The organism is Methanofervidicoccus sp. A16 (genome assembly GCF_003351865.1).
In the GTDB taxonomy this organism is placed as follows: Archaea; AGJL01; Methanococci; order Methanococcales; family Methanococcaceae; genus Methanofervidicoccus.
Window position 1 is genome coordinate 300372 of record NZ_CP022242.1, and the last position, 16142, is coordinate 316513.

General features: G+C 38.2%; 27 protein-coding genes. 17 read left to right on the forward strand and 10 right to left on the reverse strand.

Annotated elements, in window-relative coordinates; genetic code table 11:
- Positions 1–138: 138 nt before the first annotated feature.
- From guaA to CFE53_RS01425, 10 genes are all read right to left on the reverse strand, one after another.
- Complete coding sequence (guaA, locus tag CFE53_RS01380) at positions 139–1071, reverse strand: glutamine-hydrolyzing GMP synthase (protein ID WP_148120102.1); 933 nt, start codon at positions 1069–1071, stop codon at positions 139–141.
- A gap of 4 nt (positions 1072–1075) precedes the next feature.
- Positions 1076–2728 (reverse strand): glutamine hydrolyzing CTP synthase, encoded by a 1653-nt coding sequence (gene pyrG, locus CFE53_RS01385; RefSeq protein WP_148120103.1) that lies wholly within the window; start codon positions 2726–2728, stop codon positions 1076–1078.
- A gap of 109 nt (positions 2729–2837) precedes the next feature.
- Positions 2838–3188, reverse strand: a complete 351-nt coding sequence (locus CFE53_RS01390; protein ID WP_148120104.1) for a prefoldin subunit beta — start codon at positions 3186–3188, stop codon at positions 2838–2840.
- Positions 3189–3221: 33 nt separating this feature from the next.
- Positions 3222–3476, reverse strand: a complete 255-nt coding sequence (locus CFE53_RS01395; protein WP_148120105.1) for a KEOPS complex subunit Pcc1 — start codon at positions 3474–3476, stop codon at positions 3222–3224.
- Positions 3477–3487: 11 nt separating this feature from the next.
- The gene (locus CFE53_RS01400; RefSeq protein ID WP_148120106.1) at positions 3488–4003 is read right to left on the reverse strand and encodes a ribosomal biogenesis protein; all 516 of its coding nucleotides are present in this window, start codon (positions 4001–4003) and stop codon (positions 3488–3490) included.
- Between the two features lie 12 nt (positions 4004–4015).
- Positions 4016–4156, reverse strand: a complete 141-nt coding sequence (locus CFE53_RS01405; RefSeq protein ID WP_148120107.1) for a DNA-directed RNA polymerase subunit P — start codon at positions 4154–4156, stop codon at positions 4016–4018.
- Between the two features lie 26 nt (positions 4157–4182).
- On the reverse strand, positions 4183–4473 hold the full coding sequence (gene rpl37A, locus CFE53_RS01410; protein WP_148120108.1) for a 50S ribosomal protein L37Ae: 291 nt from the start codon (positions 4471–4473) through the stop codon (positions 4183–4185).
- Positions 4474–4499: 26 nt separating this feature from the next.
- The gene (locus CFE53_RS01415) at positions 4500–5201 is read right to left on the reverse strand and encodes a ribosome assembly factor SBDS (protein ID WP_148120109.1); all 702 of its coding nucleotides are present in this window, start codon (positions 5199–5201) and stop codon (positions 4500–4502) included.
- Positions 5202–5280: 79 nt separating this feature from the next.
- A complete protein-coding gene (gene psmA, locus CFE53_RS01420) occupies positions 5281–6084 on the reverse strand; it encodes an archaeal proteasome endopeptidase complex subunit alpha (protein WP_148120111.1) in 804 nt (267 codons plus the stop codon).
- A gap of 56 nt (positions 6085–6140) precedes the next feature.
- Entirely contained in the window at positions 6141–6731 is a 591-nt protein-coding gene (locus tag CFE53_RS01425; protein WP_148120113.1) for a ZPR1 zinc finger domain-containing protein, read from the reverse strand.
- Between the two features lie 312 nt (positions 6732–7043).
- On the opposite strand from CFE53_RS01425, the gene CFE53_RS01430 reads away from it, so the two are divergent.
- The 17 genes from CFE53_RS01430 to CFE53_RS01510 are packed head-to-tail and all read left to right on the forward strand — an operon-like array spanning position 7044 to position 16078.
- Entirely contained in the window at positions 7044–7679 is a 636-nt protein-coding gene (locus tag CFE53_RS01430; protein ID WP_148120115.1) for a helix-turn-helix domain-containing protein, read from the forward strand.
- Between the two features lie 9 nt (positions 7680–7688).
- Positions 7689–7946: an energy-converting NiFe hydrogenase A subunit EhaA gene (ehaA, locus tag CFE53_RS01435; RefSeq protein ID WP_371678115.1), complete on the forward strand. Its 258-nt coding sequence runs from the start codon at positions 7689–7691 to the stop codon at positions 7944–7946.
- The gene (locus tag CFE53_RS01440; protein WP_148120119.1) at positions 7936–8433 is read left to right on the forward strand and encodes a hypothetical protein; all 498 of its coding nucleotides are present in this window, start codon (positions 7936–7938) and stop codon (positions 8431–8433) included. Before ehaA ends, CFE53_RS01440 begins: the two co-directional genes overlap by 11 nt.
- Positions 8434–8688: a DUF2109 domain-containing protein gene (locus tag CFE53_RS01445; protein ID WP_148120121.1), complete on the forward strand. Its 255-nt coding sequence runs from the start codon at positions 8434–8436 to the stop codon at positions 8686–8688.
- A gap of 10 nt (positions 8689–8698) precedes the next feature.
- Positions 8699–8977, forward strand: coding sequence for a DUF2108 domain-containing protein (locus tag CFE53_RS01450; RefSeq protein ID WP_148120122.1), 279 nt, complete (start codon positions 8699–8701; stop codon positions 8975–8977).
- A 7-nt stretch (positions 8978–8984) separates the two neighbouring features.
- Complete coding sequence (locus tag CFE53_RS01455) at positions 8985–9239, forward strand: DUF2107 family protein (protein ID WP_148120124.1); 255 nt, start codon at positions 8985–8987, stop codon at positions 9237–9239.
- Between the two features lie 2 nt (positions 9240–9241).
- Positions 9242–9709 (forward strand): EhaF family protein, encoded by a 468-nt coding sequence (locus tag CFE53_RS01460; protein WP_148120125.1) that lies wholly within the window; start codon positions 9242–9244, stop codon positions 9707–9709.
- On the forward strand, positions 9709–10407 hold the full coding sequence (locus CFE53_RS01465) for an EhaG family protein (RefSeq protein WP_148120127.1): 699 nt from the start codon (positions 9709–9711) through the stop codon (positions 10405–10407). The genes CFE53_RS01460 and CFE53_RS01465 overlap by 1 nt, the downstream gene beginning before the upstream one ends.
- 10 nt (positions 10408–10417) lie before the next feature.
- Entirely contained in the window at positions 10418–11080 is a 663-nt protein-coding gene (locus CFE53_RS01470) for a hypothetical protein (protein WP_148120129.1), read from the forward strand.
- Between the two features lie 11 nt (positions 11081–11091).
- On the forward strand, positions 11092–11298 hold the full coding sequence (locus CFE53_RS01475) for a hypothetical protein (RefSeq protein ID WP_148120130.1): 207 nt from the start codon (positions 11092–11094) through the stop codon (positions 11296–11298).
- A 2-nt stretch (positions 11299–11300) separates the two neighbouring features.
- Positions 11301–12188 carry a respiratory chain complex I subunit 1 family protein gene (locus tag CFE53_RS01480; protein WP_148120132.1) on the forward strand — a complete coding sequence of 296 codons (888 nt, stop codon included), beginning with the start codon at positions 11301–11303 and terminating at the stop codon, positions 12186–12188.
- A gap of 12 nt (positions 12189–12200) precedes the next feature.
- Positions 12201–12473: a hypothetical protein gene (locus CFE53_RS01485; RefSeq protein WP_148120134.1), complete on the forward strand. Its 273-nt coding sequence runs from the start codon at positions 12201–12203 to the stop codon at positions 12471–12473.
- Positions 12474–12484: 11 nt separating this feature from the next.
- On the forward strand, positions 12485–12799 hold the full coding sequence (locus CFE53_RS01490) for a DUF2104 domain-containing protein (RefSeq protein ID WP_148120136.1): 315 nt from the start codon (positions 12485–12487) through the stop codon (positions 12797–12799).
- A 5-nt stretch (positions 12800–12804) separates the two neighbouring features.
- On the forward strand, positions 12805–13218 hold the full coding sequence (locus CFE53_RS01495) for a DUF1959 domain-containing protein (RefSeq protein WP_253254756.1): 414 nt from the start codon (positions 12805–12807) through the stop codon (positions 13216–13218).
- Between the two features lie 15 nt (positions 13219–13233).
- A complete protein-coding gene (locus tag CFE53_RS01500) occupies positions 13234–13695 on the forward strand; it encodes an NADH-quinone oxidoreductase subunit B family protein (RefSeq protein ID WP_148120138.1) in 462 nt (153 codons plus the stop codon).
- A gap of 55 nt (positions 13696–13750) precedes the next feature.
- Positions 13751–14878 carry a nickel-dependent hydrogenase large subunit gene (locus tag CFE53_RS01505; protein WP_148120139.1) on the forward strand — a complete coding sequence of 376 codons (1128 nt, stop codon included), beginning with the start codon at positions 13751–13753 and terminating at the stop codon, positions 14876–14878.
- Positions 14879–14890: 12 nt separating this feature from the next.
- Complete coding sequence (locus CFE53_RS01510) at positions 14891–16078, forward strand: 4Fe-4S binding protein (RefSeq protein ID WP_148120141.1); 1188 nt, start codon at positions 14891–14893, stop codon at positions 16076–16078.
- Positions 16079–16142 lie beyond the last annotated feature (64 nt).

Genomic DNA, 16142 nt, shown 5'->3' on the forward strand with positions numbered 1-16142 from the left:
AAGTTCCCTCTAAGAAATGTATAGCACTGGGATAATAACAGAGAATTCAAAACCCCAAAATATTAACGGATAATAAACCAGAGATACTGTTGAGTGAAGATAAGATTGTAGATCATCATTATAGAGATTGTAAGGAGATTACTCAAACTCTATAGTTGCAGGAGGTTTATCTGTAATATCGAATACCACCCTTGCAACATTTGGAACCTCTGAAGTGATTCTCTTACTTATCCTCTTTAGAAGACTAAAAGGTATCTCCGGAACACTTGCCGTCATAGCATCTAAGGACTCCACCATCCTAATAGCAACTATCCAGTTGTACTCCCTTATATCTCCCTTAACCCCTGTAGCCTTACTGTCAAGTACCACTGCAAAGTACTGCCAGAGTTTTCTATTCAGCCCCTCCCTCTCCACCTCCTCCTCAACTATGGCGTTTGCCTCCCTACATATCTCCAACTTCTCTGGGGTAACCTCCCCCAACACCCTTACAGCAAGACCTGGACCTGGGAAGGGCTGTCTATACACTATCTTATCTGGTAGGCCTAACTCCTTTGCAACTAACCTAACCTCATCTTTGTAGAGATCCCTAAGTGGTTCTACAACCTCTAAAACCATACCACTTGGTAGGGCTATGTTGTGGTGGGTTTTAATCTTCCCCTCACTCTCTATCCAATCAGGTGCTATGGTACCTTGGATTAGAACCTCCTCCCCGTTCTCTCTTGCAACCTCCTCAAATACCTCTATAAATAACTTACCTATGATCTTCCTCTTCTCCTCTGGATCCTTTACTCCTTTTAAGGCATTTAAAAAGAGATCCTTTTTATCTACAATTTTAAGATTTATCTCTAAACCCTCCTTGAATATCTTGTATATCTCCTCTGCCTCCCCCTTCCTCATAAGTCCTGTATCTACAAATACAGCCAAAAGTCTATCTCCTATTGCCTTGGCAGTAAGTACCGCCGCTACAGAACTATCTACCCCTCCACTGAGGGCTATAATTGCCCTCTTATCTTTTAACTCTTCCTTCAACTTGGAGACAGTCTCCTCTATAAACCTCTTTGCATCAAACACCTAATCACCTAAGTTTGTTTTGAAGTATAGTCCTAACGAATCCGTTGAAGAGAGGATGAGGCCTGTTAGGCCTTGATTTAAACTCTGGATGTCCCTGGGTTGCTATGAAGAAAGGATGATCCTTTAATTCTATAAACTCTGCAAGTTTTCCATCTGGAGAGGTTCCAGAGATTATTAAACCATTCTTCTCAAGGATGTTGTGATACTCTGGATTTACCTCGTATCTGTGTCTATGTCTCTCATAGACTACCTTACTTCCATATAAGGAATATGTTAAAGTATTCTCCTTCAACACTGCAGGGTAGGCGCCAAGTCTCATAGTGCCCCCTTTCTCCTTTAAATTAACCTGTTCAGGTAGGAGATCCACAACAGGGTGTGGAGTATCTTTGTCGAACTCTGTAGAATTTGCCCCCTCTAAATTACATACATTCCTGGCGTACTCTATCACTGCACACTGCATCCCTAAACATATACCTAAGAAGGGTATCTTGTTCTCCCTGGCATATCTTATTGCATTTATCTTACCGTTAACACCTCTTTCCCCAAATCCACCTGGGACTAATATACCTCCCAACTCCCCATTTTCTCTATAGTTGTCAAGGATATCAATATAATTTTTCGTCGCCAACTCCTCAGAATTCACCCATTTGATATTTACCCTTGTATCGTTCTTCGCCCCTGCATGAACTAAAGCCTCTATTATACTCATATAGGCATCCTTTAGTTTAACGTACTTACCTACTATGGCAACTGTGATCTCGTGAAGTGGATTTATTATCCTATCTACTATTGCCCTCCACTGGGATAGATCAGGTTCAAAAACCCTCCTAACATCCTCACCGTACTTTTTACGATACACCTCCACCAGTTTAAGTTTCTCTACAATTAGATTACCTAACCCCTCCTTCTCAAGGTTTAAAGGTACCTCGTAGATAGTCCTGGCGTCTCTAGCCTCAATTACAGCCTCCTTATCAACATCACAGAAGAGTGCCAACTTCTCCCTTATCTTCTCTCCAATAGGCACCTCAGTTCTACATACAAGGATATCAGGTTGGATACCTATACTCCTTAACTCCTTCACACTGTGCTGTGTAGGTTTTGTCTTTACCTCTCCAGAGGTTTTTAGGTAAGGAAGTAGGGAGACATGGATATAGAGCACGTTATCCTTTCCAACATCCTTCTTAAACTGTCTTATAGCCTCCAAGAATGGCAGACTCTCTATATCTCCAACTGTACCTCCTATCTCCACTATGGTAATATCGTAGTTCTCTCCCAACTTCTTTATTCTACTCTTTATCTCATCTGTAATATGTGGTATTACCTGGACAGTTTTTCCTAAGTAATCTCCCCTTCTCTCCTTCTCCAAGACAGTTTTATATACCTTTCCCGCTGTTATGTTGTTATCAGCCTTTAGGGATACATCTATAAACCTTTCGTAGTTCCCAATATCTAAGTCAGTTTCTCCTCCATCGTCTGTAACAAAAACCTCCCCATGTTCATAAGGAGACATGGTACCTGCATCTATCTGGAGGTAGGGATCTATCTTAACCATATTAACGTTGAAATTACGTGCCTTGAGAAGTCTCCCTATGGAGGATGCTGTAATACCTTTACCTAAGGAGGAAACCACCCCACCTGTAATAAATATATACTTCATCTAGTTACCTCCAGGTATTTGTTAAAAAAGATTTTAAAAAAGAGACTAATCATTAATTAAAAGAATAAAAATAGTAATTATTATTTTTATTTTATATATTTATAAACATTTAGGAGACGTTAGGGTTCTCTTGTAATATTCTCTGAAGTGTCTGCTGTAATTCATTTAATCTTTCTTGCATCTTCTTCTCCTGTTTCTCTAAGGTTTTTACCCTTAACTCCAAGGTTTCTAACCTTTCCTTCAACTCCTTTTCAACCTCTTCCTTATTCCTCTTTACAAGAATAGTCCCAGCCATCTTATAGACCTCTTCTGATGGAGATTTTTCCATCTCTTCCAAGGCCTTTTTTATATCCTTTATTTGGGACTCTACCTGCTGTTTTTGTAAAACTACTATCTGTAACTGTTGTTGTAGTTGTTGAAATTGTACAAGTTGATTTTGTACATTTGCTGGTAACTCCATAAATTTCACCTTTTTATTTTATTTGCTATTCACTTATTGTTTTCTATTTATCAATTTATATATACTTTCCGCTACCCTTATCCACCTTATATAGGAGTACAGAGAGGCCTTCAATATACTTAGATCCTTGGCGTAAGTTTCCACCTTTAGTGTGTTTCCCTTAACTTCCATATTACTTCTAGACTTTATCTGTGTATCTAAATGTTCCAATAGAATGCTTCTATATATTATCCCTGCCTCCTCCTCGGAGTCAAAATCTATCTCTAAGGAAAAATAGCAATTTTTCATAATATCCCAATCTATGTAGGATCCTCTATATCTAAAACTCTTAAGTCCTTTACAATGATGAGAGGACCTATTTTTTTATCTTCTCTGTAAAATTGAATATAAAAGAGGGGCTCGTCACCTCTTGGATTCTCCTCAAAACACATCCTGAAAGAGGAGTTTTCAGAGATGATGTTAAAATCTTTAAAGAAGTTGTAGAAGAGATCCTTGTAAACTTTGGTGTCTCCATAAAACTCCATCTTTATCTTTTTCTCTTTATTTTCAACCTTTTTACTACATACTTCCCTCTGGAGTTTCACAGATATAAAAAGAAGTATTAACTTCTTCTCCTTTAAATCATAAAGTTTTAATTTCCCTGGATTACCCTTATACTCTTCTACTATAATAATCTTAGGATATCTACTGAATATTTCCCTTATTGGAGTTTTACCTCTTGTTAAAGATCTCCCTGCCAGTACTCTAGCCAAGTCTTTTACAAAACTCCTAGTTCGCTGGGAGGGTTTCCTCGATGTAGTTATGACCACCTCCATCTCCCATCACGTCTATCTCGCAATAACTTTTTTGACAACCTTCGGTCTAACCTTTATAAGGATCTTGTTACTACAGTAGGGACATTTAGCCTTTAGATTTAACTCACTAGATGGAACGATCTTACCGCAGTTCAGACATCTGTACTCTGTCATAGTATCCCTTTAAAAAGGATGAAGTATTAAATCTCCCTACTTCTCTTTTCTATAACCCTTCTAATAGCCTTGGTTACGATCCTACCTGCACCAGTTTCTGGGGTGTAGGCTCCACCTGCCATCTTGGCACCACACTTCTTACATACCCATATTGAGGTACCTACTCTCTTCAACTTTTGGAATCCGCAAACAGGACATTTATAACTTTTCTTCTGTTTTATCTCTACGTCTCTTACTCTTACTCTAATTTTTCTACCGTATCTTGGTCCAAATCTCCCTGCTGGTCCTACCTTCTTTGTATGACTGAACCTTGCCATATCTCCCACCTTCTACTTTCTACTTTTTACAACTTTCTTAAAAGTTTTGTTTGAACGTTACCCTTTGTAAGTTTGTTTAAATGAGAGTAGAACTCTCCCTCTATTCCACTGGGGATCTCTATTATAAATATAAGGGAGCCGTCCCCCTGCCACTCCTCCTCCTTTACAGTACCGAACTCACGGAGGGAGTAGTACACTGCGGAGGCATATTCAGGAGGAACTTTAACTGCTATCTCCCTTCTCTCAAACTTTATAGGTATTATCTTTTTAAGTTCTTTCATAATATGGGGGATTTGCTCCTCGGCAGACTTGTAGATGTCTATATTCACCCTCGCCTCCTCTAAAGCCTTCTCAATTCTCTTTGGAGGATGAGGGGTGCCAGTTTGTGGATTTATCGTGTTTCTAGCAATTATAGAAATTATCTGTTTCTTCTTTTTTTCCTTAATCTCTCTTCTCTGTTGGGCAGTAAGTTGAACAGTACCTTTAGTTATGATCTTCCTAGCAATTTCGTATATATCTGTAGTTCCAAAAACCTTTTTTAGAAGTTCTTCCGAGGTTTTCTCCCCCTTATTGGCATCCCTATAAACAGCCTCAGAGGCAAGTACCTCCGACATATCTACAGATTGACCTTCTTTTAATTTAGCCGCCAGGTAAGGATCTACCAGTATTTCAAACTTCTCCCCATGAGATTGAAACCTGGCAATAACCGCCTTATCCAACGATACCATACTAATCCCCTTTTTATTTATATACCTTTCGATTAACAGTATTAACAATAAAATAAAAAATTTAATATAAAAATTCTAATTATTCTATATTCTTATTCTCATCTCCTTTATCTTCCTTATCACTTTCCTCTTTCTCCTTTTCCTTCTCTTCAGCCTCAATAAGTTCTTTAGCCTTTTTCACAAGTTTTTCAATCTTTTCACAATCTATCTTTTCCATCATCTTAGTATCTGCCCTGATTACTGCCATATCTACGTTCTTTGGATTCAACTCATCCTTAGAGACTTTATATAATGTATATATAGCTAACTCCATAGCCTCATCTACAGATATGTCCTCTCTATACTTCTCCTCGAGGATATCCATTGCTAAAGATCTACCTGAACCTATTGCTGAAGCCTTATATTCTATCAGGGCTCCACTGGGATCTGTTTCAAACAACCTGGAACTGTGTCTATCTATACCTGCAATTAGTAGAGATACTCCGAAGGGCCTAACCCCTCCATGTTGTGTATAAACCTGCTTTATATCACTGATCCTCTTAGCAAGAGCCTCAACTGTTATAGGCTCACCGTAGGTTACTCTATTTATCTGAGCCTCTAACCTAGCCCTGTCTATCAGTACCCTTGCATCTGCCACAAGTCCAGAGGTTGCAGCCATTATATGATCATCTATCTGAAATATCTTCTCTACAGAACATACCTCTATTAACTTACTTGTAACCCTTCTATCTACTGCCAGTATTACTCCATCCTTACATCTAATACCTATGGCAGTTGTACCTCGCCTAACAGCCTCTCTTGCATACTCTACCTGGTATAATCTACCTTCTGGACTGAATACTGTTATTGCTCTATCGTATCCTGCTGCTGGAACTAGTTGCATCCTTTCCCTCCATAATGATCTTTATTGATATAATTTAAAAAATAATAAAAGTTAATTTATTTATTTTTATTCTTTTCCATAATGAGTATATTACCCTCACTTAGTTTTTTAATTTCCTCTTCACTTAGTTTTTCCTCCTTTACCCCATCCCCAATTATAGCACTGTGGCCCAAGGGGTCCTCTATAACGAGGGTAACATTTTCCTTCCCTTTTTTAACATCTTCTATTTTCTTTAGAATCTCCTCTCCTCTCTTCTTTTCCTCATTATCTGCCCACTTCATAAGCATTTTTAGAGCATCTTCAAGACGATTTAAAACCCCCTCTACGTTAGATATATAGCCCTCAGATGCAGGTCCTGGTTTGACCTCAAATCCTAACTCAGGTATCTTTATATGACCTGTAGAGCTTCTAACAACCCTCTTGTTTAGGTCCTCCTCATTAGATACCCTTAGAGTATATCTCTTAGGCTCTTTAACCTCTAGAGGTATAATATCGCTTTTTCTATATTTACATTTATCACATATCATCGTTGTTTCCATCACTCTACCGAAGTAGGGAATATCCAACTGATTATTAAATATCTTAAATGTATTTTTTCCTCCGCATATGGGACAGTCCATTACATTAGTTGGTTTAATGTTTTCCATATTTCTCACACTTTTAAAAACTATTTAAAAAATTTTGAATAATTGATGAATGTTGATAGTGATAGTATTGGAGAATAACTTCTTATAATTATTATAATGATTATAATTATTTTTTTATTAATCTTTATTTTTTAACGGAAATGATACAAATTTATAACTGTGTAAAAGAAGATAGGATTATTTAAAATTATTGATAGTTATAATTGTACTTTTAACATCAAAAATTATATATACTACCTTTCCTCTAGAATAAAATTATTCCTATGTAATATTGTATAAAAATGTCCCAGATATCTTTAAAGGGGAAAAGGAATGTATAAAAAACTAGACGTGATAGAGCGTGCTATCCTTCTAAACCCTAAATACATAAAGATATTTCGTAATAAGTTGAATATAACCCAGTCTAAGTTGGCAGAGGAGAGTGGAGTTAGTCAATCCCATCTAAGTATGTTGGAAAAGGGGAAGAGAAAGGCAACTAAATCCCACGCCGCTGCAATAACCTTAGGACTTTTAAAATGTAGCGACATCTGGGATAAGAAAGATCCTATAGACTATCTCTTAGACGTTCTCTCTCTAACAAAGTTGGAATCTACAATCGTAAAATTTGTGAAGGAAATAACTGAAGGCAACAGTTCCTATAAAAGATATATTGAGGGTTATCCTGTTTATATCGTAGATAGAGATTCCTTTGCAGACCATTTAAAGAGAAATATTAAGGTAATATCTATAAAGGATGTGAAATTTTTCAGAGGTAGGATAGTGGTAGAGGGCCTATACTCTGACGATCAGGAGGTTACTATATCCCTAGACTGCTCGGATATAAGGAGATTGGAAGATAAGATATCTAAAACTATTGGAAAAAAAGTGGTGATCCAGATATTTCCAAAGGAGGAAATGCCCCCTATATACTCTCTTAAAAAGGATGGGATGGTAATAAACTGTTGGTAGGTGGTGGAGTTGATACTCTATTATATCCTCTCAGTTGTGATCTCCCTGGTTGTTGGGCTTGTTATAAAATTACCTTTAAAGATGGATACTAACTCTTTCAGGGGAAATCTCATTTTCCCTACTATATTCACTGCTTTAGGATTGATGGCAGTTGTTGATACATTATTTGGGTTAAATCTAGTTTTTAGTGTTTTAATCGGTATACTATCTTCCCTATTTTCCAAGTATGTAGATGTTATATTTCCAGGTGTAGATTATGGAGGTTAGTTGGGTTGAGTTGTTAAAACTGTTGATAGGTACTGTAGTATGTTGGGTAAACTTTGTACTGGTAGATACCTATTTTGGACTACCTAAGAAGCCTGGAGTGTCGGGGGCAGAGGTATTTGGAAAAACCTTAGAGAAGTTGGGAGGTGACATCAACGGAGGGTACTTTATGGGAAATATCGTATGTTCTCCAGATGCCTCTGCAGGTACCTTGATGGCAAGTATATTCTACTATCTCATGGGGTTTAAGGGAGGTCTTATTGCGGCACTTCTAATATTCATAGGTAATAGGCTGTGTAACGATCCTGGTTATGCAGGTACCTTTGGGACCTTTAGTGCAACGGTAATTATACATCTACTCAGTGGTTTTATCGAGCCCAAGTACTTTATCGGGGGGATGGTAATCGCAATATTTACTATCCAGGGGTTCTACCATGTTGGAGCCTCGAAGGTTTTAGGATATATAGGAAGGAAGTTAGGGAGGATATAGATGGATATCGTAATGTTAATGATAGGTGTTATATCATTTGTAGTTGGGATAAGGATATTTTTAACTAAGAACAAGGTACAAAGACTACTATATCTCTGTTGTTTAAATTTCGCCATATCTGCACTTATTGCACTCTATGTTGGGAGTCCAATGGGAGGTGTTGTGGCAGTAGTTTACTTCGTAGGATCTACCCTATCCAGCAACGCTATAGCCCATACCATTGGAAAGATCCAGAGAATTGAAGGTAAGAGATGATGGTGGTAATGTGGAACTACTTCCTTTAGTGTCTATCTTCTGTATTGTTATGGGAGGTATCGGTGTTATTCTAAATACAGATTACTTAGATAAGGTAATTATGTTGGAATTTTTGACGGGGGGCTTAATTGGTCTTATAGTATCCTTCTACTACTTAGATGTGGCAATTCTAACCTCTATAATGGAACCTGTTAGTACTATCATACTACTCTTAGGATCTCTTAAGTACATCTACATTCGAAGATCCAAGAGAAGGTACAGTTCAAAATTGCCAATACTTGTAAAGTAGGGATATGATGGACATAGTGTTATCAACTCTCTACTTAGGGTACTTCTTACTTATATTTGGAACCCTCGGTGTTGTAGTAGGTCCAAATACCAAGGATCCCCTTGTTAGACTCTTAAATGTGGAGATACCTGCCGTTGGCGTAATGTTGATATTCTTGGCGTATAATTTAACCTTGGCACTTATGACTTACATTACTATAAACGCCCTAATTGCTTTAGTGTTTATAAGGACTATAATTAGAAAGGAGGAGTTGGAGGCATAGTTATGGATATCGGGAGATTGTGGAATTATATCTCACGTCCAGAGGTTGTACCTAGGTTGTTTGCAATATTTTTATGTTTAATAATGATTGTGGAATTCTTCGTACCTACAACTTACAAGGAGGACCAGTTGTATCCAAAGTACCCTCCTCAGAGTCAGATATTTAAATCATCTCTTGCCCCTTACGACAGGGGAGGAGAACCTCTAAAGACACCTGCAGATATTAAAACCCAATACCCCCAGTTTGAGCCCCTAAGAGGTAGAATAACTGCCTATCTTACACCTCCTGCTATATGGATCTCTGAGAAGACTCCTTACTTTGGAACAACTATAGTATCAACTCCAGGGGGAATATTGGACGAAATACTCTACTATACAAGGGGGTTGGATACTATATTAGAATCCTTAACACTCCTCGTATCCTTTATGATCTTTAGTTGGGTATATCTTCATAGGGAGAGGGTGGAATAATGGATATCGTCCAAAATATGTTTAACTATTCTGTCTTTGCAGGTTTTGTAGTGGGGATGCTCTCCCTTATTGCTATAAGTTATCAAAGATCTGATATACACACTCTAATTTTAACTGATGTTGTAGAGTGTGCTATGTTGGTTATTATTGCTGCTGTTGGGACCGATCTTGCTGAGGCCCTTATTCTTCCTGGTTTAGTTGTAGGGTTAGCGGAATTTTTAGCAGTCTCTGAGATCTTGATACATAGGAACAAATTAAGGGAGAAGGAAAGAAGTAAAAAGATGTCAAAGTTATTTGAGGAGTTCTTAGTTGTAGAAGAACCTGAAATAATTGGAAAAATAGATCACTCTAAGATGGAGGTGCTTTACAGTGCTTCGAAGTTTATAAGTCTCATACTAGTTATCTACGGAGCATTTTTAACTGGATTTACAGGTGGAGCCGTGATGTCTGTTGGTTTGCTGTTCTATATCTTTTCCCAGGGGATAATTAATAGGGGGATATCTTCAGGGGATATAAGGAATTTTTGGGAAACTATTTCAGGATTTTCAGGGGTTATGTGGGCATTCTGGATACTCTTTGGATTCATAGGTTTCTACCTCTTTCCAGATCACTATATAACTTTTCTTCTTATAGCAGGGGGTGCCTTAGCACTTAAGGTAGGTTCTAAACTTGGATTAATAGGAGATTTGAAATTTTAGGTGGTAATGTATGCCCTTTAATATTACTTCTATATCAGGGGGTTTTTATGGATATATCCCCTTCGGAGATATTGTACTCTATATTACAGAGTTCTCTGCAATATCCTTTATAGTCGCCATGTTCTTTACCTTAGTAGTCTACCTTACAAAGCCTGAGAAACAGTTGGAGTCTCAAATAGGAGGTTTTGATAGACTTAACTATGTTTCTCTAGAGGAGTTGAAGGTAAGAAGATTGATGGCCATCATCTGTGGTATCTGTACTGCATTTGCCATGCTTACTGGAGATCTCTTCAACTATGCACTCTTCCTCGCTGTAATAGGTATAGCCAACATAGGTATCGTCTCGGCCGTTAAAAAGGAGTGGGTATTAAATGCTGCTTACTACTACGGTATAATAGCCATGATATCTACCCTCCCCCTCTTTGGAGGTGCTGCCCTGATACTGGCTAAAACTGGAACTCTTTCAATACTGGAGTTGGCAAGGGAACACTACGATCTACTCTTCCAGAAGATGCTCTACGCAGTAGGTATGGTTGGAGAGACTGGAGTTGCCCCCTTCTACGCTGCAAAGGCCGAGATGTTCAGAGCACCTGGAGCACCCTATATCCTGATGATACATCTATCCTCCTTACTTATAGTAATAAGAACTGCAGAGATACTACTAACCATTTAAAAGGGGATCCTATGACACCTGAGAGAAAGAGTGGAATATTATCCCTTATAGTTGGGATCTTAGGGTTTCTCTATATAATACTCTATCCAAAGAATGTACTAGTTATTTACTTAGGTACTGCCTTATTTACTCCCTTCATCCTCTACGGTGTAGGGATGATGTTTATTCCCAAAACTAGGCGGAAAAAGGAGGGGCTCCTTCCATTTAGAGGGTGGTAATTATGGAGTTATCCAATATAAAATATGTAATAGATGCACTGGCCTACAGTTTATACGCCTTTTTAGTGGGAGGACTACTGTTGGGACTACATAGGAAGATAGTAGCCAGGATCCAGGGAAGACCCGGTCCCCCTATTATTCAGTATATCCTTCATACCCTTAAATTCTACTTTAAGGAAATAACCTTTCCTATAACTGCAGGAAATCCTCTATACGTCTTTATAGCCCTGATGAGTATAATGGTATGGATGTCTGCACTCTACCTTGGAGTGGTGTTTAATACCTCTTTACTAATACTCATGGGTCTCTACGTCCTCCAGAAGATAGTGGAGCATGGTTGTGGTCTCAGTAGCGGATCTCCCTATGGAAAGTTGGGAGGTGTAAGGAGTGTATTCTCCGCCGCTGCAGAGGTGCCACTCTTTGCAGTAATCGGTACTATATATCTCCTAACTAAATCCCTGATAATAGAGGATATTATAAGATATCAGGAGGTACATGGGCCCATAATCTTCCAACTACCTTTTGCAGCATTTGCCTTCTTTGTACTTCTCCTTTCAAAGGCTCCAAATAGTCCCTTCGCAATAGTGAAGGATAAGAGTATAGTAAGTGGATACATCACAGAACACTTCGGTATCTTGGAATCCCTGATAATGGTAGCCGATGGGATAGCATGGTTCGTCCTCCTCTGGATATTTATAGGGGTATTTATCGGTCCTGTACTGATATCAGATCCACTACTAACACTCCTTGGGATGGTAGTTTTAACCTTTATAATATCCCTTATCTGTGCCCTAACTCCTCTACTAACACCAAACCACTCAGTTATGATTCAGATACTTATAAGTGCCCTTGCTATTGTAGATCTACTACGTAGGGCTATTATGGGATAGTTAGGTGGAATCGTGATAGAGATAAGATATATAGATTATCTCCTGATCTCCGTCTTTGTCCTCCTGATGATGGCAGTGTCTGTAACTCTTATGCAAATCAACGTACTTCACCTTGTTGTACTTATGACAGGGATACTCCTTACAGTACTTCTACTTAGGTACAAGTATAGATCCTTAGGGAAGTTGATGGAAACCTTGGAGTTGTTATTTATGATGTTGGTACTTGTAGGTATAATCTACTTAGGATACAGGATGTACAGTATTTACTCTACGGGAGTCTTTTAAGGTGGTACTCTATGGAGGAAGTGCCCTATAACCTACTCTGGTGTGTGTTATCCCTAACCTTAGGGGGATTTATAGGGTTGTCTTACAGTTATAACAAGTATGTAAAACCCTACGTAGAAGGAAGTGTAGATAGGTTGGCGTTAGTATGTGCCATACTTGGAGGCATATTGTTCTCAGTACCTCTACCTTACAGTATAAACTGCCCTCTCTCTCTGTTTCTATTAGGTATTCCCTTCGGTATGAGGCCAGGGTATGGCAGAGTTGAATTGATTATTGGTATATTCATTGCAACCTTAGGTTATCTAATTAAAAGTTTAATAGGTTAGATAGTATGGAGTTAGATATGGAGAAGATAGATAGGATACAGTGTGAAGGTACCTGGGAACAGAAGTACAACATTATAAAAAACAGATACATTATGGAGGAGGTTATCGTACCTATTGCTAAGGTACTAGGATTATCCCTAGATGAAGTTATAGAGTTGTTTGTAAGGGAGTACGACGGTGCTGACCTCTATGAAACCCATGCATTTGCAGAACAGGCTAGGATGGCATGTCTAGGGAGAAAGGTGGATATAGATCTAGGGTTATGTTGGATATGTGACTTTTATGGACTGTTATCAAAGAAGGAGGGGGATCTAATAAGAAAGAAGGTAGTTGAGGATGTACTGTTAAACAATATTCCATATAATGAGGCTCTGAAGAGGGGAAGAGAGTTACTTGTAAAACTATTAAAGGAAAAGTAAAGATTGGGAGATAGAATGATTAAAGAGTTCTTTAGAAAGAGATCTATACATGTATGTGTGGTGAATACGGGAGGATGTAACGGATGTGATATTGAGTTGGTATCTCTATTGGCATCGAGGTATGATATTGAACAGTACGGTATATACATCCACAACAACCCAAGGGAGGCAGATGTGTTAATAGTAACTGGGCCTGTCACTCTTCCTTGGAAGAACAGATTAAAAGAGTTGTATGAAAAAACTCCAGAACCTAAGATAGTTATAGCTTTTGGAGCCTGTGCCCTAAGTTGTGGTATATTCAAAGAGGGACATGTATGTGGTCCTGTGAGTAAGATCATTCCAGTTGATGGAGTAATACCAGGATGTCCTCCAAGACCTTCCCAGATAATAGAAACTATATTGAAGGTAGTTCCAACCTCTGTAGCAGAGAGGGAAAGAATAGTTAAAGAGATAGAGAATACATCTCAGCAATCTTAAAGATTAAAAATTAATAATTTTAATTATTATTTTAATAATTATTATTAGGGATAGTATGAATGTAGTACCTCTAGGTCCAATAAATCCTATTTTTAAAGAGCCTATTCGTATAAAACTTATTGTAGAAGGAGAGGTAGTTCTTGGAGCAGAGATTGAAATGGGTTATGTTCATAGGGGTATTGAGAGAATAATGGAGGGAAAACACTATCTGAAGGGAGTTCATCTCGCTGAGAGGGTTTGTGGTATCTGCTCTTATATTCATACCCAGACATTTGTAGAGTGTATAGAAAAAATATCCAATATAGAGGTGCCAGATAAGGCTAAGTATCTTAGGATTATTGTTACAGAACTTGAGAGAATTCATAGTCATCTTATTGCTGTAGGTATGTTTGGAATGGCTATTGAGCATGAAACCCTAGGTATCTGGTGTTTGAATATAAGAGAGAAAGTGATGGATCTATTGGAAACTATTACTGGAAATAGGATAAATATGGGTTTTAACGTAGTTGGTGGAGTTAGACAGGATATAAACAGGGAAATGTTAGAGAGTATCTATAGTACATTGGATACCTTGGAAGAGGATATAGAGAATATAATGGAGATCTTCAGTAAGGGACCTTTAATAAGTTTAAGGAGCAAAGGGATAGGTGTTATAGGCTATAAGGAGATAATGAAAACTAGGGCTGTCGGACCAGTGGCTCGAGCCTCTGCACTACCTGAAAGTGATTGGAGACTAAGACATCCCACATATAAAGAATTGGACTTTAAACCAGTGTGGACTGAAGATGGAGACAACTACGCCAGGACGTTAGTTAGGTTGAAGGAGATATTTACAAGTATAGAGTTAATAAGGAGGACACTTGAACTTTACGAGGAAAGTACTGGAATGGTGAGGAAGAAGGTAGACATAAAGGGGGGATCTGGGGAGTGGAGAAACGAGGCCTACAGGGGAGAGGTTACCTACAAGATCTCTATAACAGACGGGGGGATTATAAAGAAGATTCTTATCAGATCTCCCACAGTGATGAACCTCTCGGCATACAAGTATATGTTGAAAACCTGTCCCACAGTTTCAGATGCTGTTGCAACCTACGTCTCAATAGATCCCTGTATCTCCTGTACAGAGAGGACTATATACTTAGTAGATAGGAAGACTAAAAAGGTAAAACCTTACTTCAAATAAGGATGTGAAAGTATGGCTTCTTCACTGTGGTATCTCTACATTCTTACAAAGAAGAAATTTATTAAAAGGTTTTTATCGGCGAAGACGGAAAAGGAGTATACTATACCTCCAAAGAGATTCAGGAAGGTTCCTCCCACTGTAAAGTATCCTGAGAGGTGTATAAGTTGTGGAGCCTGTGAAGGTTCCTGTCCACCCTTTGCTATAAAGATGGTATTCTTCCAGGATCATAACAAAAAACTACCTAAGATAGATATTGGAGCCTGTATAGGTTGTGGAAACTGTGTAGAATCCTGTCCAACTAAGGTATTGGAGATTGGAAACTTAAGGGAGGAGACTTTAAGTCTACCTTGGAACGTTCCTAAATATAGATATTTCATAATAGACGAGGAGTTGTGTGTAAACTGTGGTTCCTGTAGGACAGTATGTCCAGTGAATGCTATAGATTACGATGAAAACACTCACATAATAGACACTAACAAATGTATTGGATGCGAGAGATGTATAGAGGCATGTCCTGTGGTGGACGCTATAAGAACCTACGATGAGAAAGTACTAAAAGAGAGGTTCAACCTATGTTTTAAGATAAAATTTAACAGGATGTTGAAGGAGGAGGAAAAGGGTGATGTGATCTCCGAGGTTCCAAGGATTGTAAAGAGTCTATGTATTAACTGTGGAAACTGTGTAGATGTATGTCCAGGGAGTATAGATTTGGAGAATTACAAAGTTGTAGATTGTATAAAATGTGGTAACTGTATAGAGGTGTGTCCTACAGGCGCCATGAGGATAGGAGAAGTCCCAAGAGTATCTAAAATAAGAGATAAGTGCTACATTATAGGAGAAGATAAGTGTATAGGTTGTAGAATATGCTACAGGGCCTGTACTGTAGGTGCAATAGACATCTGCTGTGATACTAGATTGCCCTATATAAATCCAGAGAAGTGTGTTAGATGTGGAGTGTGCTATAGAGAGTGTCCAGTTGAGGCTATATATTTAACTGATACGGAGAACTCCTTGAAACTCTATAGGGTTAGGAAGACGAGGGATTACTTTGAGTGTATGGTTAGTAGGGACTTATATGAGATCTCCAGGAGATATATACAGTTAAAAAGTGATCTGTTGGAGTTCTCTCAGAAGGAAGTTGAGAAATCTCTTAGTAAGATGGTGAATGAAAAAACTAGTTCCAATCAAAGTAATAGTTAAGAAAACTGTGAATAGTTCTGGAATATGGATATAGTTAATGGTATTTTTAATTATTATTTTTATT